The organism is Roseovarius nanhaiticus (genome assembly GCF_900156535.1).
Lineage (GTDB): Bacteria > Pseudomonadota > Alphaproteobacteria > Rhodobacterales > Rhodobacteraceae > Roseovarius > Roseovarius nanhaiticus.
The window spans coordinates 455,356-476,389 of the sequence record NZ_FTNV01000002.1; the positions used below are offsets into that span (position 1 = coordinate 455,356).

At 63.0% G+C, this 21,034-nt stretch carries 21 protein-coding genes; 8 read left to right on the plus strand and 13 right to left on the minus strand.

Annotation, left to right across the window (positions count from 1 at the left end; translation table 11 throughout):
• The first annotated feature begins 4 nt into the window (after positions 1-4).
• From BW975_RS12395 to glnT, 5 genes are all read left to right on the plus strand, one after another.
• Complete coding sequence (locus BW975_RS12395; protein WP_076534451.1) at positions 5-220, plus strand: hypothetical protein; 216 nt, start codon at positions 5-7, stop codon at positions 218-220.
• Positions 221-375: 155 nt separating this feature from the next.
• Complete coding sequence (locus tag BW975_RS12400; protein WP_076534453.1) at positions 376-1,305, plus strand: class II glutamine amidotransferase; 930 nt, start codon at positions 376-378, stop codon at positions 1,303-1,305.
• Positions 1,306-1,983, plus strand: a complete 678-nt coding sequence (locus tag BW975_RS12405; protein ID WP_076534455.1) for a GltB/FmdC/FwdC-like GXGXG domain-containing protein — start codon at positions 1,306-1,308, stop codon at positions 1,981-1,983.
• Positions 1,984-1,992: 9 nt separating this feature from the next.
• On the plus strand, positions 1,993-3,336 hold the full coding sequence (locus BW975_RS12410) for an FMN-binding glutamate synthase family protein (RefSeq protein WP_076534457.1): 1,344 nt from the start codon (positions 1,993-1,995) through the stop codon (positions 3,334-3,336).
• 94 nt (positions 3,337-3,430) lie between these two features.
• Entirely contained in the window at positions 3,431-4,762 is a 1,332-nt protein-coding gene (gene glnT / locus BW975_RS12415; RefSeq protein WP_076534459.1) for a type III glutamate--ammonia ligase, read from the plus strand.
• A gap of 79 nt (positions 4,763-4,841) precedes the next feature.
• Here glnT and BW975_RS12420 read toward each other — a convergent pair whose 3' ends face one another.
• Positions 4,842-5,159 carry an excinuclease ABC subunit A gene (locus BW975_RS12420; RefSeq protein WP_076534461.1) on the minus strand — a complete coding sequence of 106 codons (318 nt, stop codon included), beginning with the start codon at positions 5,157-5,159 and terminating at the stop codon, positions 4,842-4,844.
• A 76-nt stretch (positions 5,160-5,235) separates the two neighbouring features.
• A complete protein-coding gene (locus BW975_RS12425; RefSeq protein WP_076534463.1) occupies positions 5,236-5,613 on the minus strand; it encodes a rhodanese-like domain-containing protein in 378 nt (125 codons plus the stop codon).
• 288 nt (positions 5,614-5,901) lie between these two features.
• Between BW975_RS12425 and BW975_RS12430 the strand changes: the two genes are divergently transcribed.
• Positions 5,902-7,239, plus strand: a complete 1,338-nt coding sequence (locus BW975_RS12430) for an NAD(P)-binding domain-containing protein (RefSeq protein ID WP_076534465.1) — start codon at positions 5,902-5,904, stop codon at positions 7,237-7,239.
• 56 nt (positions 7,240-7,295) lie between these two features.
• On the opposite strand, the gene BW975_RS12435 is transcribed toward BW975_RS12430, so the two are convergent.
• From BW975_RS12435 to BW975_RS12445, 3 genes are all read right to left on the minus strand, one after another.
• On the minus strand, positions 7,296-8,177 hold the full coding sequence (locus BW975_RS12435; RefSeq protein WP_212634898.1) for a polysaccharide deacetylase family protein: 882 nt from the start codon (positions 8,175-8,177) through the stop codon (positions 7,296-7,298).
• A gap of 73 nt (positions 8,178-8,250) precedes the next feature.
• On the minus strand, positions 8,251-8,676 hold the full coding sequence (locus BW975_RS12440; protein ID WP_076534469.1) for a group II truncated hemoglobin: 426 nt from the start codon (positions 8,674-8,676) through the stop codon (positions 8,251-8,253).
• Entirely contained in the window at positions 8,673-11,042 is a 2,370-nt protein-coding gene (locus BW975_RS12445) for a DUF1989 domain-containing protein (RefSeq protein ID WP_076534471.1), read from the minus strand. The genes BW975_RS12440 and BW975_RS12445 overlap by 4 nt, the downstream gene beginning before the upstream one ends.
• A gap of 103 nt (positions 11,043-11,145) precedes the next feature.
• Here BW975_RS12445 and BW975_RS12450 point away from each other — a divergent pair, with 103 nt between their 5' ends.
• Both BW975_RS12450 and BW975_RS12455 read left to right on the plus strand, forming a co-directional pair.
• Positions 11,146-11,310 (plus strand): cytochrome oxidase subunit III, encoded by a 165-nt coding sequence (locus BW975_RS12450; RefSeq protein ID WP_076534473.1) that lies wholly within the window; start codon positions 11,146-11,148, stop codon positions 11,308-11,310.
• A complete protein-coding gene (locus tag BW975_RS12455; RefSeq protein WP_076534475.1) occupies positions 11,310-12,152 on the plus strand; it encodes a DMT family transporter in 843 nt (280 codons plus the stop codon). Before BW975_RS12450 ends, BW975_RS12455 begins: the two co-directional genes overlap by 1 nt.
• Before the next feature lie 100 nt (positions 12,153-12,252).
• On the opposite strand, the gene BW975_RS12460 is transcribed toward BW975_RS12455, so the two are convergent.
• From BW975_RS12460 to BW975_RS12495, 8 genes are all read right to left on the minus strand, one after another.
• Positions 12,253-12,837, minus strand: coding sequence for an MOSC domain-containing protein (locus tag BW975_RS12460; RefSeq protein WP_076534477.1), 585 nt, complete (start codon positions 12,835-12,837; stop codon positions 12,253-12,255).
• A gap of 97 nt (positions 12,838-12,934) precedes the next feature.
• Positions 12,935-13,642, minus strand: coding sequence for a methyltransferase domain-containing protein (locus tag BW975_RS12465; RefSeq protein WP_076534790.1), 708 nt, complete (start codon positions 13,640-13,642; stop codon positions 12,935-12,937).
• An 86-nt stretch (positions 13,643-13,728) separates the two neighbouring features.
• Entirely contained in the window at positions 13,729-15,651 is a 1,923-nt protein-coding gene (gene ftsH / locus BW975_RS12470) for an ATP-dependent zinc metalloprotease FtsH (protein ID WP_076534479.1), read from the minus strand.
• Between the two features lie 79 nt (positions 15,652-15,730).
• Positions 15,731-16,972 (minus strand): tRNA lysidine(34) synthetase TilS, encoded by a 1,242-nt coding sequence (tilS, locus tag BW975_RS12475; RefSeq protein ID WP_083687097.1) that lies wholly within the window; start codon positions 16,970-16,972, stop codon positions 15,731-15,733.
• A gap of 24 nt (positions 16,973-16,996) precedes the next feature.
• A complete protein-coding gene (locus BW975_RS12480) occupies positions 16,997-17,866 on the minus strand; it encodes a tetratricopeptide repeat protein (protein ID WP_076534481.1) in 870 nt (289 codons plus the stop codon).
• Positions 17,867-17,900: 34 nt separating this feature from the next.
• Entirely contained in the window at positions 17,901-18,425 is a 525-nt protein-coding gene (pal, locus tag BW975_RS12485) for a peptidoglycan-associated lipoprotein Pal (protein ID WP_076534483.1), read from the minus strand.
• A gap of 117 nt (positions 18,426-18,542) precedes the next feature.
• Positions 18,543-19,862 (minus strand): Tol-Pal system beta propeller repeat protein TolB, encoded by a 1,320-nt coding sequence (tolB, locus tag BW975_RS12490; protein WP_418314350.1) that lies wholly within the window; start codon positions 19,860-19,862, stop codon positions 18,543-18,545.
• Positions 19,862-21,025 (minus strand): energy transducer TonB, encoded by a 1,164-nt coding sequence (locus BW975_RS12495; protein WP_076534487.1) that lies wholly within the window; start codon positions 21,023-21,025, stop codon positions 19,862-19,864. Before BW975_RS12495 ends, tolB begins: the two co-directional genes overlap by 1 nt.
• Positions 21,026-21,034: the final 9 nt, after the last annotated feature.

The following is a 21,034-nucleotide window of genomic DNA, read 5'->3' on the forward strand; positions in this document are numbered from 1 at the left end:
TGACATGTCAACGATTGGATATGAAAGCTGGGCCGTCGATCTGGCCGAAGTCGGGCCCGTCTACCCGTTTCAGGGAATGGAGGTGCCAATGGTGGTGATAGGCGTCGTCTTCTGGCTGGGCTGGCATCTCATTCAGTACCAGCGAGAGAAAACCCATTTGGCCAAGGCCAAGAAGATGGGCGATCAGGATCAGATCGCCCGCGCGCTCGAACGGTACTGATCCCGTCCCGCCAAGAAGGGACTGGCGACACCGAAGGAGCGTGCGCAATCGCGCGCGCTCCCATTTGCCTCAAATGAAAATTTGTTTCTTGTTAGTTGAGCGATACACTGTTTGCTGATAGCCTCAGAATCGACACCACGAAAGGATGACAGCCCATGTGCGGGATCGTAGGACTTTTTCTCAAAGACACGTCGCTCGAGCCGAAGCTGGGCCAGATGCTGACGGATATGCTGATCACGATGACGGATCGCGGCCCCGACAGCGCGGGCATCGCTATCTACGGCACGGACACGCCCGGCAAGGTCAAATTGACGGTGCAATCCGATAGCCCTGACCGCGATTTCGCAGATCTCGACAAGGATATTCAAAAGGCTTTGGGCGGCGACGTCACCATGCGCCTGAACGATACCCACGCCGTGATCGAGATCGACACCGCCTGGGCCGCCGCCGCACGCACCGTGCTGGCCGACATTCGCCCCGACGTGCGAATCATGAGCACGGGCGAAAAGCTCGAGATCTACAAAGAGGTCGGCCTGCCCAAGAACGTGGCGGCGCGCTTCGACATCTCATCCATGACGGGCAGCCACGGCATCGGCCACACCCGCATGGCGACCGAATCGGCCGTGACCACCATGGGCGCGCACCCGTTCAACACCGGCCGCGATCAGTGCCTCGTGCATAACGGTTCGCTTTCGAACCATGCCAGCTTGCGCCGCAAGCTGCGCAAGGCGGGCGTTCATATCGAGACCGAGAATGACACCGAAGTCGGCGCCGCCTACCTCACGTGGAAGATGCAGCAGGGCGCGTCACTGGGCCAGGCGCTGGAGAGCAGCCTCGACGATCTCGACGGCTTCTTCACCTTCGTCGTCGGCACCAAGGACGGCTTTGGCGTGGTGCGCGATCCGATCGCGTGCAAGCCCGCCGTGATGGCCGAGACGGATCAGTATGTTGCGTTCGGGTCAGAGTATCGCGCGCTGGTCAACCTGCCCGGCATCGAGCATGCCCGCGTCTGGGAGCCCGAGCCCTCGACCGTCTATTTCTGGAGCCATAACGCTGCACCCACCGCAACCGAGAAGGCCGCCTAAATGCAAGTTTTCGACCTCGAGGCGCAGGGGCTGCGCAACCTCAACGCCGCGCTGCAGGCGCAGGCCAAGGACACCAACCAGACCGCTTGGGAAGTGGTGAACGCCAAGGGCAGCCACGCCATCGCCGTCGGCCTCGACGCGCCGATCGAGGTGATCGTCAAGGGCTCGACCGGGTATTACTGCGCCGGCATGAACAAGCAGGCCACCATTCGCGTCCATGGCTCGGCCGGGCCGGGCGTGGCCGAGAACATGATGTCGGGCACCGTCATCGTCGATGGCGATGCCAGCCAGTACGCGGGCGCCACCGGGCGCGGCGGCACTTTGGTGATCAAGGGCAATGCCAGCTCGCGCTGCGGGATTTCGATGAAGGGCATCGACATCATCGTGCATGGCAATATCGGCCATATGAGCGCCTTCATGGGCCAGTCCGGCAACATGGTTGCGCTGGGCGATGCCGGCGACGCTTTGGGTGACAGCCTGTACGAGGCCCGTCTTTTCGTGCGCGGCAAGGTCAAGAGCCTCGGCGCGGATTGCATCGAAAAGGAGATGCGCCCCGAGCATCTGGAAATCCTGGCCGAATTGCTGGAACGTGGCGAATGCGACGCCAAGCCCGAAGAGTTCCGCCGCTACGGCTCGGCCCGCAAGCTATACAATTTCAACATCGACAACGCGTATTGAGGGCCTGAGATGAAAGACGATCACAAGGGCGCACCGCGCACCGTTCCCATCCAGTCGGCGACCTTCTCGAACCCGACCAATGCCGAGATCCGCCGCGCCGCGGCCACCGGCATCTATGACATTCGTGGCGGCGGGTCCAAGCGCAAGCTGCCGCATTTCGACGATCTGCTGTTTCTCGGCGCGTCGATCTCGCGCTACCCCCTCGAAGGGTATCGCGAGAAATGCGATACCAAGGTGACGCTGGGCACGCGGTTCGCGAAAAAGCCGATCGAACTGGATATCCCGATCACCATCGCGGGCATGTCCTTTGGCGCGCTGTCCGGCCCCGCCAAGGAGGCGCTGGGCCGCGGTGCGACGCTGGCTGGCACCTCGACCACCACAGGCGACGGCGGCATGACCGAGGAAGAGCGCGGCCATTCCAAGACACTGGTCTATCAATATCTGCCCTCGCGCTACGGCATGAACCCCGATGACCTGCGCCGCTGCGACGCGATCGAGATCGTGGTCGGCCAAGGCGCCAAGCCCGGCGGCGGCGGCATGCTGCTTGGCCAGAAAATCAGCGACCGCGTGGCCGAGATGCGCAACCTGCCCAAGGGCATCGACCAGCGCAGCGCCTGCCGCCATCCCGACTGGACCGGCCCGGACGATCTGGAGATCAAGATCCTCGAGCTGCGCGAGATCACCGGCTGGGAAAAGCCGATATACGTCAAGATCGGCGGCGCCCGTCCCTATTTCGACACCACGCTCGCGATCAAGGCCGGCGCGGATGTGGTTGTTCTTGACGGGATGCAGGGCGGCACGGCGGCGACGCAGGACGTCTTTATCGAGCATGTGGGCCAGCCCATCCTTGCCTGCATTGGCGAGGCGGTGCGCGCGCTTCAGGACATGGACATGCACCGTGAGGTGCAGCTGATCGTCTCGGGCGGCATTCGCGGCGGCGCGGACACGGCCAAGGCGCTGGCGCTGGGCGCCGATGCGGTTGCCATCGGCACCGCGGCGCTGATCGCGCTGGGGGATAACGACCCGCGCTGGGAGGCCGAGTATAACGCGCTGGGCACCACGGCGGGTGCCTATGACGACTGGCACGAGGGCCGCGATCCGGCGGGCATCACCACGCAGGACCCCGAGTTGATGAAGCGGTTCGACCCCATCGAGGGCGGGCGCCGCCTGAACAACTACCTCAAGGTAATGGCACTTGAGGCGCAGACCATCGCGCGGGCCTGTGGCAAAAACCACCTGCACAACCTCGAGCCCGAGGATCTGTGCGCCGTGACACTGGAGGCCGCGGCAATGGCCAAGATCCCGCTTGCAGGAACCAGCTGGTATCCGGGCAAGCCGGGCAGCGGCTACTGATCCGGGACGCGTGAAAAAAAGGCGCGGCGTTGATTGCGCCGCGCCTTTTGCCATCGTAGCTTCCCCAAAAAACGAAACAACAGGGACACAAAACATGACCACCGATCTGGCCAAGTTCGCCAAGGACAATGGCGTCAAATACTTCATGATCTCCTTTACCGACCTTTTCGGCGCACAGCGCGCCAAACTGGTTCCGGCCCGCGCCATCGCGGATATGCAAGAGGATGGCGCAGGCTTTGCAGGCTTTGCGACCTATCTGGATCTGACACCTGCCCACCCTGACATGCTGGCCGTGCCGGACCCGTCCTCGGTCATTCAGCTTCCGTGGAAGCCCGAGATCGCCTGGGTCGCCTCGAACTGCGTGATGGAGGGCGAGGACGTCGCCCAGGCGCCGCGCAACGTGCTGCGCCGCCTCATCAAAGAGGCTGCGGACGAGGGGATGCACGTCAAGACCGGCATCGAGGCCGAGTTCTTTCTGCTGTCGCCCGAAGGCACCGAGATCAACGATCCATATGATCGGGCAGCCAAGCCTTGTTACGACCAGCAGACAATGATGCGCAGCTACGAGGTGATCCGCGAGATCAGCGATTACATGCTGGAGCTGGGCTGGAACCCTTACCAGTCGGACCACGAGGACGCGAACGGCCAGTGGGAGATGAACTGGGATTTCGACGACGCGCTGGTGACAGCGGACAAGCACAGCTTTTTCAAGTTCATGACCAAGACCGTTGCGGAAAAGCACGGCATGCGCGCCACGTTCATGCCCAAGCCCATTCCGGGCCTGACGGGCAATGGTTGTCACGCGCATATCTCGGTCTGGGACGCGCCGGGCAAGAAGAGCAAGACAAACGTCTTCGCCGCCGAAAAGACCGATACACCCACGGGCGAGCTGGGCCTGTCGGAGCAGGGCAAGCATTTCCTCGGCGGGATCATGAAGCACGCAAGCGCGCTGGCCGCAATCACCAACCCGACGGTCAACAGCTACAAGCGCATCAACGCGCCGCGCACCACCTCGGGCGCCACGTGGGCGCCGAACACCGTTACATGGACCGGCAATAACCGCACTCACATGGTGCGTGTGCCCGGACCCGGCCGGTTCGAGCTGCGCCTGCCCGATGGCGCGGTGAACCCCTACCTCTTGCAGGCGGTCATCATCGCGGCGGGCCTATCGGGCGTGCGGTCCAAGGCAGAGCCGGGCAAGCGGCACGATATCGACATGTATGCCGAAGGTCACAAGGTGCGCGGCGCGCCCAAGCTGCCGTTGAACATGCTGGACGCGATGCGCGCGTATGACAGCGACAAAGAGCTGAAAGCATCAATGGGCGAGGAATTCTCGGCGGCATTTCTCAAGATGAAGCGCGAGGAATGGAACCAGTTCGTCTCGCATTTCTCGCGCTGGGAGCGTGAGAACACGATTGATATCTAATCATCAATTCAAGGTAACGACAAAAGGGCAGGCCGATGCGCCTGCCCTTTTCACGTCTGCGGCGCGCCGCCAAACCGCGTTAATTCAGAATACCGGCCACGGCCCCGATAAGGTCCAACACCTTGCGCGTGTCCCGATCAACTCGGTAGACGTAATCGCCCATGCGGTAATAGGTTTCGTCCCGGTCCAAGCCATAGCGCCCGGGATTTCTGATCAGCACATAGTCGCCAGTGAGGCGATCGCCGCGGCCATAAATTTTCTTGGCTTGGCCCGGTGGCAGGCATCCGTTCTGTTTCTTGGCAAGGCCCGGTGGGCAGCCCTTGGAGCTGCCCGCAAGGACCGAAACAGGCGAAACCGCCAACATAGCCGCTGCTGAGATCAGGATGATGGGACGCATAATTCCTCTCCTGTCAGATCATGCCTTATACGTGGTAACGCCGCAGCATGCGAAAGAGTTCTGATCGCAAATGACCTCACCCCTCTTTGCGCATCTCCTTGGGTGCGCCAGTAGACATTTCGGTGCCGATATACGGCTGTCCGCTTTCCTTCCAGGCCGCCATGCCGCCCTCCATATGCGCAATCGGATCCAGCCCGGCCTCGAGGCACATCTGCGCCGCCTTGCCCGAGCGCACCCCCGAGCCGCAATGCAGCACCAGGCGCTTGCCCTGCTGCCCCGGCAGGCGTTCGGGGCGGAACTCCTGAAGCGGCATCAACAAGGCGCCCTCGATCCGTTCCAGCGCAAATTCCTGCGGCGAGCGTACGTCGATCAGCACGAGACTGTCTCGGTCCGCGGCAATCTCCTCGGGGGTCCACAAATCCACGGGGCCTGCATCCGTTTGTTCGGTCTTCATGTCACTCTCCTTCTTTCATGACGCGTCAACGCCAAAACACGCGGCGCGGTTCACCAACCAAGCTGGGGATGACGACGCAGAATGGAAAGCCCATGACGCACGCAAAGCACATAATAGGAGGGATTGCCGTGTATCAGGCTCTGCCCTAGGCTTTGCAATCGGCAGATCAAGCCCCGAAACACCACATACTCATGGTCAAATTTCTTGACTTGCAGGAAACGCGCCGTTTGAATTGGGTCCAAACGCGGCACGCCTAATCTGTCCGCTTTGAACCAACAGGAGACATCAATGACGAAACGTATCGCGATCCTCGGCGCGGGCCCTTCGGGCCTCGCACAGTTGCGCGCCTTTCAATCGGCCAAGGAAAAAGGCGAGGATATTCCCGAGATCGTCTGCTTTGAAAAGCAGGACGATTGGGGCGGTCTGTGGAATTACACCTGGCGCACCGGCGTCGATCAATATGGCGAGCCGGTTCACGGCTCGATGTATCGCTACCTTTGGTCGAACGGCCCTAAGGAAGGCCTGGAATTCGCGGACTACTCCTTCGAGGAGCATTTCGGCAAACAGATCGCCAGCTATCCGCCCCGCGCCGTTTTGATGGACTACATCGAAGGCCGCGTGAAAAAGGCCGGCGTGCGCGACTGGATCCGCTTTGAGACCGCCGTGCGCCGCGTCGAAAAGAACGACAACGGCAAGTTCAACGTCACCGTCTGCAACCTGCCCAAGGATGACGAATATACCGAAGAGTTCGATCACGTTATCTGCGCGACCGGCCATTTCAGCACGCCGAACGTGCCCCAATTCGACGGCTTCGACAAGTTCAAGGGCCGCATCCTGCACGCCCATGACTTCCGCGATGCGCTGGAGTTCAAGGATCAGGATCTGCTGATCATCGGCACGTCCTACTCGGCCGAGGATATCGGCAGCCAGTGCTGGAAATACGGGGCCAAGTCGATCACGGTCAGCCACCGTACGGCGCCCATGGGCTTCAAATGGCCGGATAACTGGCAGGAAGTCCCACTGCTCACGCATGTCGATGGCAACACCGCTTACTTCAAGGACGGCACGTCCAAGGATGTGGACGCGATCCTGCTCTGCACGGGCTACCAGCATCATTTCCCCTTCATGGCCGACAATCTGCGCCTGCGCACGGCCAACCGCCTGGCCACCTCGGACCTCTACAAGGGCGTGGCCTGGGTCCATGACCCCGACCTCTTCTATCTCGGCATGCAAGACCAGTGGTTCACCTTCAACATGTTCGACGCGCAGGCCTGGTGGGTGCGCGATGCGATCATGGGCAAGATCAAGATCCCCGGCAAATCCGAAATGGAGGCAGATGTGGCGGACCGCATCGCGCGCGAAGATGCGGGCGAGGACGACTATCAGGCGATCCAGTATCAGGCCGACTACATCAAGGAGCTGATTGCCGAGACGGATTATCCCAGCTTTAACGTCGACGGCGCATGCGAGGCATTCTTCGAGTGGAAAAAGCACAAGAAGGAAGACATCATGACCTTCCGCAACAACAGCTACACCTCGGTGATCACGAACACCAAGGCGCCCAAGCACCACACCCCGTGGAAGGACGCTCTGGACGATAGCCTCGAAGTCTATCTGCAAAACTGAGCCGACCGGCTCGGCGTCAAGGCGCGGCACCCAGGTGCCGCGCTTTTCATTTGGGCTCAGCCCAGATCCAAGCCAGCGTAGTGCCGTGCGATTTTCCCCGGCGTCGTGAACCACGTCTCGGCCCCTGCCCGCTCCTTCAAATGCGTCAACGCACGCTCCAGATGCGCAAAGCGGTGCGCCTGCCCCATCAGGTAGGGATGCAGCGCGATCCCCATGACGACGGGCCGCTGGCGGCATTCGCGCTGGTGCAGGTCATAGGCGTCCTCGATCATCCCGGCAAATTCAGCACCCTCGCGGCGGCGCCCGATGATCTGCGGCACGTCGTTGATCTCTTGCGGGTATGGGACGGACAAGATTCGGCCTGTGCCGCCTTGCGTGTCGAACCACACTGGTTGTTCGTCATGCGACCAGTCCATCAGATAGCTGTAGCCGGCATCCTCCAGCAGGTCGGGCGTATCGACCGACTCGGAGATGAGCGGCGCAAGGTAGCCCGAGGGCGCGGTGCCGGTCGCGTCGGTCAGGCGCTGGCGGCTTTCTCGCAGCATCTTGGCTTCTTCTGCTTTGGGCAGCCTGCCTGGCTCGGTCGAGTTGGTCCAGCCATGCGCCACGATCTCATCCCCGCGCGCGGCGAAAGCATCCACGATCTGCGGTGCATGATCGCAAACCGCCGCGTTCAAAAGGGCCGCTGCCGGCAGATCCAGACGATCCAGCAGATCCAGCATCCGCCAGATACCCACCCTGTTGCCGTAATCGCGCCAAGCAAAATTCAGAACGTCGGGTGCATGATTGGCCGAGGCCAGAACCGCGCCGCCCGGCTCGTTGAAATTGAACCATTCGATATTAATCGCGACATAGACCGCCAAGCGCCGCCCCTCGGGCCAGGAAAAATCCGGGCGCCCAGTGATCGGTGAGTAGTCATAGCGTCGATGATGGGACATCTGTGTCGGCATGGGGCACCACCGTGTTGTTGCACAAGTGGCTTCAACGCCCGGCCCACCTCAGTGTTCCGCGTCAGACCGCATCGCGCCGCGCGCTTTGCTCGCCTACAACATCGCCATTATTGACCAGCGCCAGTGCCACGCGCCGCAAGGTGGCGCGAACCCGCTCGATATGCGCGCCCGAATGGCCCAGATCGGCCAAGGCGCGGTCCATCAGTGCCAGCCAATTCTCGGCATCCTCCTGAAGGATGGGAATGTGTTCGTGAATAAGCTTCACGTTCATATGCCCATGCCGCTCTTTGTAGTAATGCCGCCCGCCGAAAAAGCCGCTCAGGAAATTGAACTGCTCTTCCCGCGTGGCGGCAATACCGTGTCCGTCCATGTGAAGACGTACAATTTGCGCCCCCTCGGGCCTGGCCTCGACCAAGTCGTAGAAGTGCTCGACAAGGCGTTTGAGCGCGGGCTCACCGCCCATCTTGTCAAGCACGGTATCGGTCATGAGCGCGGACGTTCCTTTTTCGGGTCATACGCCGCGAAGGGTACGATAGTTGCCGGCAAACGTTTTTGATGTCCGTCAAGTTTGCCAACTTCCACTTCGGTGCCGAACTCGGCATGGGTCACATCCACCCGCGCCAAAGCGATATTCTTGCCCAAGAGCGGCGAGATCATCGACGAGGTCACTTCACCGATCTGCGCGCGCCCGATATGGATGCAATCGCCGTGGCCGACCTGCACCTTGCTGTCGATCTCAAGGCCGACCATCTTGCGCAGCGGGTTTTCCTTGCGCCGGATCAGCGCGTCCCGCCCGATGAAGTCATCCTCCTTCGATTTGAGCGGCACGGTAAAGCCGATGCCCGCCTCGAAAGGATCCGTCTGGTCCGAGAAATCGTAGCCGGCAAAAATCAGGCCCGCCTCGATACGCACCATGTCCAGCGCCTCCAGACCCATCGGCTTCAGCCCGAATTCCTGGCCCGCGTCCCAGATCGCCTTGAATATTTCGTCACAATCCTTGGGATGGCACATCACCTCGTAACCCAACTCGCCGGTATAGCCCGTGCGGCTGATGACGAAGGCGGTGCCCGTCTCGTTCCGCAGGCGCGCCGGAGTGAAACGGAACCAGCCCAACTGATCGAACTCAGGATTATGCGGTGCGGTCCAAACCAGTCTGCGTAGCAAATCGCGGCTTTTGGGCCCCTGCACGGCGACGTTGTGCAACTGGTCCGTGGAAGAGCGGACAAGAACCTTGAGCCCCAGCTTTTCCGCAATCTCGCGGATCCATTCGCCGCCATAATCCGTGCCGCCGATCCACCGGAAATTATCCTGACCCAGACGGAATACCGTGCCATCGTCGATCATGCCGCCATGCTCGTAGCACATCGCAGTATAGACGACGCCGCCGATGGCCAATGTCTTCATGTTGCGGGTAAAGACGTACTGACACAGTTTTTCGGCGTCGGGTCCGGTGATCTCGAACTTGCGCAAGGGGCTGAGATCCATGATCGCCACATCCTTGCGGCAGGCCCAGTATTCCTCGATCGGGCCAGTCTCGGCAAAGCAATTGGCCAGCCAATAGCCGTTATATTCGATGAAATTGCGCGTCAGCTTTGCAAAATTCTCGTGAAATCCGGTTTCCTTGGTCATCTTCGCCTCTGAATTGGGGGTCGGACGATAGGCAATCGACCGGCTGAATGTCTCGGTCCCGCTATAGGTGCGGATATGAATGTCGGTCGGATTCCAGCCGTTTGCGGCAGTGGTGTCATCCGGGCAGGCCGAACTGACGCAAACGATGTCGGTCAACGCGCGCAGCAGCACGTAATCGCCGGGGCGCGACCATGGCTCGTCCGTGTACATCACACCGTGATCGTCGATGGATGTATTGAAGAAGAAATTGATGGCCATCCAACCCGGCCGCCCGGTGACGTTGTAGGTCTTGAGCGCATTGTTGAAATTGGTCGAGCAGTTCACATGGCCAGGGTAGCCGATATCGTTGTAATACTTCTCCGAGCAGGCCATCGCGAAGGCATCGTGACGCCCGCAAGTGTCCTGGATCACCTCGACCAGCGGCAGCATCTCCTGATCGTAGTATTTCGCGTGCAGGCCGGGCATTGGGTAGGCATGGCTCATGAGCGTTCGGGTCGTGGTCACGTCCAGCGCGTGTTCAATCCCCTTATCCAGCTTGGAGGCCGAAAAGCATTCAAAATCCGTACATTGCCGGCCATCCACATCCTGAATTTGAATGTAGTCTCCGGCCTTCACGAAATACGCTTCGGCAGTGGCGCTATGCACCCGAATGCTCTGAAGCGGATCAGCCAGCGGATCCGGCAGCTCGAATTTGGGGACACGCTTGATCACGGCGCGGCTGACCATCACGGTCAGCGGTGTCGCCGTATCTTGCACCTCGAGATCCATTGCCCCGCCTGGCGCGGCGACGATCAGCACACCATCCCGCTCGACCGAAAACTCCTGACTGGAGCCCGCAGGCGTGCCCGCATCCCAGAACCGGTGCGCGCGCGCCTGCGCAAGGTCCAGCCCGCGCGCCTCGAGCCCCATGCGCAATCCGCGCAGCGATTGATCGGACGCGGTCAACAGCGCCTTCAGCCCCGCCGCATCACTATTGGGCGCGCCTCCGATGATGGCAGGGTCAATCTGGCCCTTCTCATCGGCAGCCACCACTTCGCACGGCTGTCCGCCCTCGTCGTTGGTGATGGTGAATCGATCGCCGGCCTCGATGCGAATCAGGATCGCACCGGCCCCTTCGACCACGTAACGCTCGGTTCCGGGCGGCAATGAAAAGACGCGCGGCTCAATTATTCGGCTGGGTCGAGGCGGTCCAGGCTGGACCCTTGCGTAGATATCGTCGAGCATCGTGACCTTCCCTGAACCATGCAAAGATTGCATCTGTGGAATAATTATTTAGCCTCGAGAATATCAGCGAAGCCCAAACCTAGCAACAAGAGCCTGCAGCCTCATGACAGATCACCAAATCAACTTTCTCGGTTGGATCCTTTTCCTGATCTCGGCCGTCGGATTTTGTATCGCCAGCATTGGGCATTTCTGGGCCATGTTCGGCTCACTGTTTTTCCTGGTTGCGTGCCTCGTGTTCATGATCCCGTTCTTTCGGAGCCCGCGCTGATGGCGTCGCTCGCATTCGGCCTCGTCGCTGCACTTTGCTGGGGCATTCACGACATCTGTGTGCGGTATGTCTCGCAGCGCACCGGCATCCTGCCGGCGCTTGCAACCGTGCTGATCATCGGCACTATCGTAATGGCGCCCGCCGCATTTTTCATGGGCGATTGGCGCGTCATGGACATCCGCGCGCTGATGCTCTCGGCCGCCAGCGGGATCGCCTTCACTCTCGCGTATCTCGGCCTTTACAAGGCGTTCGAGATAGGACCAGTCCGCTTGGTGGCTCCGATCATCGGGGCATACCCAATTCTGTCGGTCGGCTGGGCCGCCGCCTCGGGTCAGGCGGTCACGGCAGATCAATGGCTGGCCGTCGCCGCCGTGATCGCTGGCGTCGCCATCGTGGGCATGCTCACCGACGAGGCCGCCAGCAGCGGAAACAAGCGCACAGCAATCCTCTGGGCCATGCTCGGCGGCACGGCCTTCGCCGCCACCTTCGCGCTCGGCCAGGCGGCTGCCCATGCGGGCAGCGAAGCGGCCGCCATCCTCATTACCCGCGTCGTCGCCGTAGCTTTGGCGCTGGTCTTGTTGGTGGGGTCGGGCGGCATCCGCTGGCCAGCGCGCAGCGCCCTGCCGCTCCTCGGCCTCATGGGCGTGCTTGACTGCATCGCGCTTGGCATTGTCATCGCAGCGGCCAGCATGGCACGGCCCGAATTCGCCTCGGTCGCGGCGTCGACCTTCGGCATGATCACCGTCATCCTCGCCTGGGCCATCCTGCGCGAGCGGATGACGCCGGGCCAATGGGCAGGTGTCGTGCTGACCTTTTCGGCCATCGGCTACCTTGCAACCTGATCTTTCATCTTGGCAAAAATACTCTCGCCGAAGGCGCGAAGCTGCCACAGGCAGCGACCGACCGGGGCGGGGCTCAATGCCCCGGCCCGGTCGCACCCCGTTACTTGCCCGGCCTCCAGGCCCGCTGATCAGGTACGAAAAGACGCAGCGCATCCCCCACTGCCATGCGCCCTTCGCGCTCGACCCAGGCGGTGACGCCGCGGCGGCCCTTGGCGGCAGCCTTGAATTTGGGACCCCGCCCGGGATGATCCTTGTCGATCTCGCGTGCGGGAAAAAGACAAGGGCGGTTCTGCATGTCGATCACCAGCGACGCCCCGTCCGGCCCTTGCAGGCGCGCCGAGGGCGGCAGATGGCTGAAATCCGGAACGCCCTCCACAACCATCGACGCGCCGAGCCACGCGGGATCCATCGCCTCCAAACCCATCTGCGCGGCGATCTCGGCCAGCTCCTCTGCCGAAACGATGCTGAGCTGGCGGGTATTGGCGATTTCCGTACCCCGCGCGAACTGTTCTTTGACGCGCACACAGGCCGGGCGGGTAAGGCCCGAATGCATCTCGCCCTGCACGCCGGCATAGGTCAGTTCCACGTCATCCACCGGGACCGAACGGATATCGGGCCGTTCCTCGGGGACGAGGCCCAGCCAAGTGATCCGGCATTTATACGGGGTGAGTTTCAGCGCAGGCATCGGCAGGCTCCAGACATCGAAGACAATGCGCCTACCTTCTCGGATCCCGCGCATCTGTCAAATGCGGATCCGTGATAAAGGCCATCGCGACTCGACGTCAGACCGTGAGCGTAAAAAACAACCGCCGGAATGGAAAGAGAACCGTGCCATCGCCCCGGACCGGATAGGCCGTCTGCATGACATCCTCGTAGCGCGCGATCAGCGCGGCGCGCTCATCCGGCTCCAGCTCGGCAAGGATGGGCCGGGCATAGGTGCTCTCGGTATACCGGCGCACCGGATGACTGCCTGGCTCGGCCGTCAGGCGCTGGTAATACTCGGTCTCCCACATGCGGAATTTGCCCTTGGGGGCCAGCAGAGTGTCATACTCGACGGGCGGCAGGACATCTGGTCCGCTGCCCGCGTCGATACGGCCGGGAAAGAGATCCTCGGCCAGCGTCCGCCAGACGCGGTGCGAGGGCGCATTGTTCTGGTGCGGCAGTTGCACCGCCAGTGTGCCGCCTTTGCCCAGCATTGCCGCAAGGCGCGGCATCAGTGCAGGGTGATCCCCAATCCAGTGCAGCACGGCATTGGAGTAGATCAGCCCCGGTGCCCGGCGCGGGTGCCATTCCCGGATATCGGCCTGACCAAGGCTTTTATAGCCACGTGTCTGGCGCGCTTTTTCCAGCATCGCGGGCGACGCATCGACACCGATGACGTCGCGGCCCATCGCCCGCTCGGCCAGTGCGGCGCCCATTTGTCCGGCGCCGCAGCCAAGGTCGATCACATCACCGGCGCCCATCTGACCGACGGCGTTGAGCAAGTCCATCGCGGGACGCAGGCGCAAATCTTGGAACCGCGCGTAGGCGCGCGGGTTCCAGTCTGATTTGACCGTAGCGGTTGTCATCGTCCCCGTCACGCTGTGGGTTCCGGCTCCATCCCGCCATCGCCGCCGCCGCGCGGCGCCTTTGGCTTGGTCTTGGGAATGGCAGTGACCGAAGGCGCGCTGCCCGCGTCGGCACCATCATCATCGTCATCGGCTTGGGGCGGCTCGCCCCGTGCGACGCGCTGAATTTCCTCGCCGGTCAGCGTCTCGTATTCCAGCAAGCCCTGGGCCAGACGCTCCCACTCGTCCTTTTTCTCGGTAAGAATGCGGTGCGCGGTGGCGTAGGCTTCGTCGATCATGCGCTTGACCTCTTCCTCGATCAGCTCCTTGGTGTGAGCCGAGATCGAGAAGCTGCCCGCGCCATTGCCCATGTAGCCTTCATGTGCCTGCTGGTAGTCGATATTGCCGACCTTATCGGACATGCCCCAACGCAGTACCATGGCCCGGGCCAGCCCGCTGGCCTGCTGGATATCACCAGCCGGTCCGTTCGAGACATCATCCTCGCCGTATTTGATGATCTCGGCGGCCTTGCCGGCCATCGTCATCGCCAGCTTTTGCTCGCATTCCGACTTGTGCCAGTTGAGGCGGTCGATCTCGGGCAGGGACACGACCATGCCAAGCGCGCCACCGCGAGGGATGATCGTGGCCTTGTAGACCGGATCGCATTTCGGCAAAGCCAGACCAACGATGGCGTGACCGGCCTCGTGATATGCGGTTTTTTCTTTTTGATCGGCGGTCAGAACCATGCTGCGACGCTCGGCGCCCATCATGACCTTGTCCTTGGCCATCTCGAAATCTTCCATCGCGACAAAGCGGCGACCAATCCGGGCCGCCATCAGCGCGGCCTCGTTCACGAGGTTCGCAAGGTCCGCACCCGAAAAACCGGGCGTGCCGCGCGCGATGATGCGCAGGTCCACATCGGGGCCGAGCGGTGTCTTGCGGGCGTGAACCCCCAGGATTTTCTCGCGACCCTTGATGTCAGGGTTGGGGACAGTGACCTGACGGTCAAACCGGCCCGGACGCAGCAGCGCAGGATCAAGCACGTCCTTGCGGTTCGTCGCCGCGACGATGATCACGCCCTCATTCGCCTCAAAGCCGTCCATTTCGACCAGAAGCTGGTTCAGAGTCTGCTCACGCTCGTCATTGCCGCCGCCGTAACCGGCGCCACGGTGGCGACCCACGGCGTCGATCTCGTCGATAAAGACGATGCAGGGCGCGTTCTTTTTCGCCTGCTCGAACATGTCGCGCACACGGCTTGCGCCGACACCGACGAACATCTCGACAAAGTCCGAGCCCGAAATGGTGAAAAAGGGCACGCCCGCCTCGCCCGCGATGGCACGCGCAAGCAGCGTCTTGCCGGTGCCCGGAGGGCCCACCAGAAGCGCGCCCTTGGGGATCTGACCACCAAGGCGGCTGAACTTCTGCGGGTTGCGCAAAAATTCGACGATCTCTTCCAGCTCTTCCTTGGCCTCGTCGATGCCCGCGACGTCATCAAAGGTCACGCGGCCCGATTTCTCGGTCAGCATCTTGGCCTTGGACTTGCCAAAGCCCATCGCGCCGCCTTTGCCGCCGCCCTGCATGCGGTTCATGAAGTAGATCCAGACACCGATCAGCAAAAGGAACGGCAGAAGCGACAGAAGGAAGGTCTGAAATCCAGATTCCTGCTGCGCTTTGGCGGTGACGGGGATGCCCTTGTCGATCAGCGTTTGCGTGATGTCGGCATCCGCCGGTTTCACGGCAACATAATCGCGACCATCGGATTTGCGGAACTGGATGGTTTCGCCATCGAGCGTCACGTTCGTGACGGCGTCATCCTGAACGGCTGTGACGAATTCGGAATATTTCACCGACTGGCTCTGAAGCGAGCCGCCAGAGCCGCTGAAGAGGTTGAACAGCGCCAGAACCAGCAGGAACAGAACCAGCCAGAAGGCGATATTGCGTGCGTTGCCCAAGGAAACTCTCCTGAATATTCGGTTGCCCGGCACATATCATGCGGGCGGTACCTCTTAAATAGAGATCATGCCCTCTTCTTCAATGCGATAATAGCCCTGCGTTCAAATCACGCAGGTCTTGGCAGGGATCGGCGGCATAGCCTGCAGGCTCTCCGGCCAGCGGCGCCGCGATCAATTCCTGTCCATGCCAAAGCGCGGGCGAGGCATCGATGGAATGCGCGGGCAGGCCAGACGCGCGCCAATCGGGGCAAAGCGCCCGCCCCTCGGGCCCAAGCGCGGCGACATGCGTGCCGGGCAGGTTCGGCCCCATCATGCGCCAGCGCCTATCCCAGATAGCGCCGATATCTGCGGTCACGCCCCTGACTGCCCCCCATTCACGCGCCAGCCGAACGCGCCCGGCCTTTGCAGTGATGCGGCAGCCAGCAAGGGTGCCGCCCCTCCCACCCGCAAGCGCGGCCATGAGACGCGTCAGATCCGGCCCGCGCGGGGGGCCACCTGCCATCCAGGCAATGCCTGCCGCGATAATCCGGCGCGCGATGTCGGGGCGCAGGGCGGATAGCTCTGCGGCCTCCATCGTCAGATCGCCCTGATCCAGCCGGACGATGCGCGCTGCCTCGATGGCTGCGTAATGGCCCAGCGTGGCGCGCGCCTCGCTCAGATGCCCCGCGACATCGGCCAGCGCCGCCGCATTGATCCCCAGAGGGGCCAGCGCGGCCAGGGCGCGGCGCGCGCGTGTTCGGCGATAGCGCAGGTCATCATTGCTGGGATCCTCGGCCCAGTCGATGCCACGCGCCGTCAAAAACCGGCGCAGATCCTCGCGGCGGGCGGCCAGAAGGGGGCGGTGCAGGACGCTCGCCCCATGCGCCCGGCGCGCCTGCATCGCGGCGAGGCCATCCACGCCAGCGCGGCGGGCCAGACGCATTAGCAAGGTTTCGGCCACGTCATCGGCGGTATGGCCCAGTACGATCCCCGCCAGACCATGCTGTTCTGCCCAATCCGCCATCAAGTCATAGCGCGCCCGGCGCGCGGTGGCGGCCAGGTTGCCCTGACCGTCCCAGCCACGCCAGATCAGCGTGTCATGCGCAATATCCAAGGCGGCAGAGTGCAGCGCGACCACGCGCGCCTCCGCCGACGCCTCCGGGCGCAGGCGGTGATCCACCGTGACGCAGCGCAGCGGCGCTCCGCCCCACTCGACCATAAGATAGAGAAGGGCCAGCGAGTCGCTGCCGCCGGACACCGCCACGCCCAGCGGCGCCTGCGGGGCATGATCGCCAAAATGCGCCGCGATCAGCGCGCACAGATCCGCATCCGCCTCAGCCATGGCAGGCAGACACGGCAGCGCGCGTCACTGGCAGGACAGGGATTGCATCTCGGTGCGGGCGTCGGTGGCGGGTATCGTCCCGGCAAAGCGCGTTTCAACTTCGCCCAATGTCTGGCAAGCGGCATCGCCCTGCCCGAGCTGGCCCAGCGCGCGCCCGAGACGGAATAGCGACTCCGCGGCCTCGGGTCCGTTCTTGTCAGCGGAAAAGCCGTCGAGATAGGATTTGGCCGCGTCCTTGAGGCTACCTTGCTGTTCCAGTGCCTTGCCCCGCGCCAGATATGCGCGCGGCGCCAGCGGGCTGCCGGGATACGTCTGCAGAAAACTTCCGAAAAGCTCGGCGGCGCGGGCCGTCTCGCCCGCGTCCATGGCAACCTGAGCCGCGTCGAAATCCGCCTGTTCGCCCACGGCCAGTGACGTTGTGGGCGCCGGGGCCGCATCGCCCGTTCCCTGCCCCTGATCTGCGGGCTGGATCACCGAGCTGCCGCCGGTGCTGGGCATGTCGCCGCCGCCGAGTGTCGTCGTCTCGCCCAGTTTGGACGTATCACCACCCTCCAGCTCGACGAGGCGGAACTCCAGATCACCGATGCGATTGGTGCCATCCGTGACGACCCGGTCGATGCGCAGCTGCATCTCCTCGGTCCGCGCGGTGAGGCGCTGCAACTCGCTCTCGATTGCGCCCACACGGTCAAGGACCGAGCCGGATGTATTCAGCGTGCCCGCGCCGCCTGTCGTGCTCAGCTCGCGGCGTAGTTTTTGCACCTCGACGTAAAGCACCGAAAGTTCCTGCCGAATATCGGCAAGGGTCGCCTGGCGGTCCTGCGCCTGCGCCGGGGCGCTGAAAATACCCGGCAGGGCAAGGGTCAGGGTTGCGATCAGTGCTAGGATGAGGCGCATGGGCGGGCTCCGGGAATTGGCGAAAGTTTGAGGCTTAGCTGCTGGCACCGCCGACCGAGATGACGGTCACGGCCCGGCGGTTCTGAGCGTAGCACGCCTCGGCCGAGCAGATCTCGATCGGGCGTTCCTTGCCGTAGCTGACAGTGCGCAGGCGGCTGGCGGGCACTCCTTGACTAAGCAGATATTCCTCAACCGAGTTGGCGCGGCGCGCGCCCAGCGCAAGGTTGTATTCGCGCGTGCCCTGCTCGTCCGCATGGCCCTCGATCACGGCGCTGTAGTCGCGGTTGGTCAGCAACCACTGCGCCTGCCCATCCAGCGTGCGCTGCGCATCGGGGGTCAGCGTATAGGTGTCGATGACGAAAAGGACGCGATCGCCCACGGTCTGCTGGAAATAGGCCGGCGAGGTCGGGTCGCTGGCCGAGCCTGCGACCATACCGGCATTGGCCCCCATACCGCCGTTCAAACCGCCGGCCGGGTCATCGCCGAAACGGCCGGGATCGGTACATGCGGCCAGTGTCAGGCCCGCGCCGAGAAGGATCATCGTCTTGAGAAAGGTCATGTCGTGCCTCATGGGTGTTATGCTCGTGCGGACAATCCGCGTTATTTGCGCCTTTTGTAGCATAGCGCGGCGCCCAAGGGAAACGCCGCGCATCTGTTTTCCGGTCAAGCTCCGCGCTTATTGCAGCGGCGACCAGGACGGGTCGCTCGCGCCAGATGCGGTGGGCACGCGGCGCAGGTTGCGGCCGGTGATATCAACGGAATAAAGGCCCGCCTGTCCGTCCGCGCCCTGCGTCTCGCGGGTGAACATGATGACGCGGCCATTGGGCGCCCATGTCGGCCCCTCATCGAGGAAGGAGGCAGTAAGCAGGCGCTCTTCGCTGCCATCGGTGCGCATCACGCCGATATGGAAGCGCCCCGCCGTCTGCTTGGTAAAGGCGATCAGATCGCCGCGAGGCGACCAAACGGGCGTTCCGTAATTGCCATCGCCGGTCGAGATGCGCTGCGCCTCGCCGCCATTGGCGGGCATGACATAGAGATGATTGCGCCCGGTCCGGTCACTTTCGAACACGATCCGGCGGCCATCGGGGCTGAAGCTGGGCGCCGTTTCGATGGAGGGCGCATTGGTCAGCCGGGTCGAAATGCCGTTGTTGATGTTCATGGTGAAAAGGTCGGTATTGCCGCCCTGCTCCAATGAATAGACCACAGTCTGCCCGTCGGGGGCAAAGCGGGGCGCAAAGCTCATTGTGGCGTCCTGCGTGGGCAGTTGCCGGCGGTTCACGCTGGCTACGTCCAGCACGTAGATGCGGGGAAATCCGCTCTCGTAACTTGTATAGAGAATGCGGTCCCCGGTGGGCGAGAAACGCGGCGCCAGAACCAGCGACGACGAGTCGGTGAGGTAAGTCACGTTGGCACCGTCGTAATCCATGATGGCCAGGCGCTTGGCCCGTTGATCTTTGGGGCCGGTTTCGCTGACGAAAACGACGCGGCTGTCGAAATAGCCGCCCTCGCCGGTGATCCGGCTATAGACCTGGTCGGCGATCTTGTGCGCGATGCGGCGCCATCCCTGCGCGGTGCCAACGAATTGCTGTCCGCTGCCCAGCTCCTGGCCCGCGAAGACGTCCCACACTCGGAACTGGACAGTCAGGCGCCCCGAAGCATCGACATCGACCGAGCCGGTGACAAGAGCCTGCGCGTTGACGGCCTTCCAATCGGCAAACTGCACCGGGCTGGAAAAGCTCGTGATCGTGCTGATATGCGCGCTGGCAGGGATCTCGCGGAAAAGGCCTGTGCCGCTGAGGTCCGCGGCAATGAGGTTCGAGATATCCTGCGCGGCCTGCCCGCCCCCGCCCGTGGCCACGAATTGCGGCACGGCAAAAGGCAGCGGCTCGATCACGCCTTCGGTGATTTCCAGCCTGAGCGGACCGTTCTGCGCAGCGGCAGGGAGCGTTGTCAGCGCCATGAAAAGAAGAGCCAGAAGGGCCGTGAATCGCGCCATCATTTGATCCTCATGTTTTCGGGGTTGAAGACAAGCTCGACATTTTGCCAGCTTGCAAATTTTTCGACCGGAAGGCCAAAGCCGCGGGCGCCGCAACGCAGGATCGCGCGGCGGGCCGCCTCATAAGCCTGCTGCGCCGAGCCTGCGGTGCCACCCGAGCTGTCGGTCATGCGCAGGGTGGATTCGATGGGCCGCGCGTCCTCGGACATCTCGAAGCTGACGGTGACGACCGTGCGCAGCGCATCGCTGCTGAGCGAGCCGGTGTTCCAGCAGCTTTGCACGGCAACGCGCAGACCGTCCTTTTCACCCGCCGTCAGCGGTGGGCCCGCATTGATCGAGGGCGCGGGCGTTTCGGCGGCTCCGCCCAGCGCGGCGGCCAGTGCATCATTGACGCTGGAGCTGTCGACCGAGGGCGCCGGGGCAGGCGCCGGATCAGGCTCTGGCGCCGCCTCGGGCGCAGGATCGGCGGTTGCTGTCTGCGTTTCGGGCTCCGGTTGCGGCGCTGGCTGTAGATTCTGCGGACGGGTGCGTGGACGCACTGAATTGAGCGGCGCGGAGTCTTGCTCCGCCTCCTCGGCCTCGGTCACGATTTCGGTCGCGGCAGCCTCGGGGGCGGTTGCCTCGGTTTCTTCGGAAACCGTCTCGCCCGCCTCATCCGGCACCGCCTCTTCGCGCACCACGTCATCGACGGCGACGTCCGGCTCGGGCTGCGGCGCCGCCTGCGGCGCGACACGCTCAGCAGGCCGCTGCTGCGGGCGCGGTGAGGATTCGGGCACCAGAGCGGCCATGTCCTGCGACGGCTGCTCGATCACCGGCGCCTCGTCGGCGACGTCGGCCTGGGGCGCGGCGGGCGGGGGTGTCGGTGCAGGATCAGGCGCCGCTTCGGGCGCGGGCGTCGGCTGCGGCGCGTCGGGGGGCGTGTCGGCGGCACTGGTGAGATCGGGCGCGTCCTGCGGCACCTCGGGGGCGGCGGGCGGCGCGATCTCGGTCGTTTGTTCGGGCGAGGTGCTGCGCGCGACAATCTCTGCATATTCCTCGGAGCTGACGGTCACGGCCTGCACCGCATCGAACTCGAACTCGCGGTCAGGAAAGGCGCCGCCAAAGAGCACCCAGCCAATGAGGCCGATATGCCCGGCGCCCGATATGATTTGACCGATATTCACGCGGGCCGC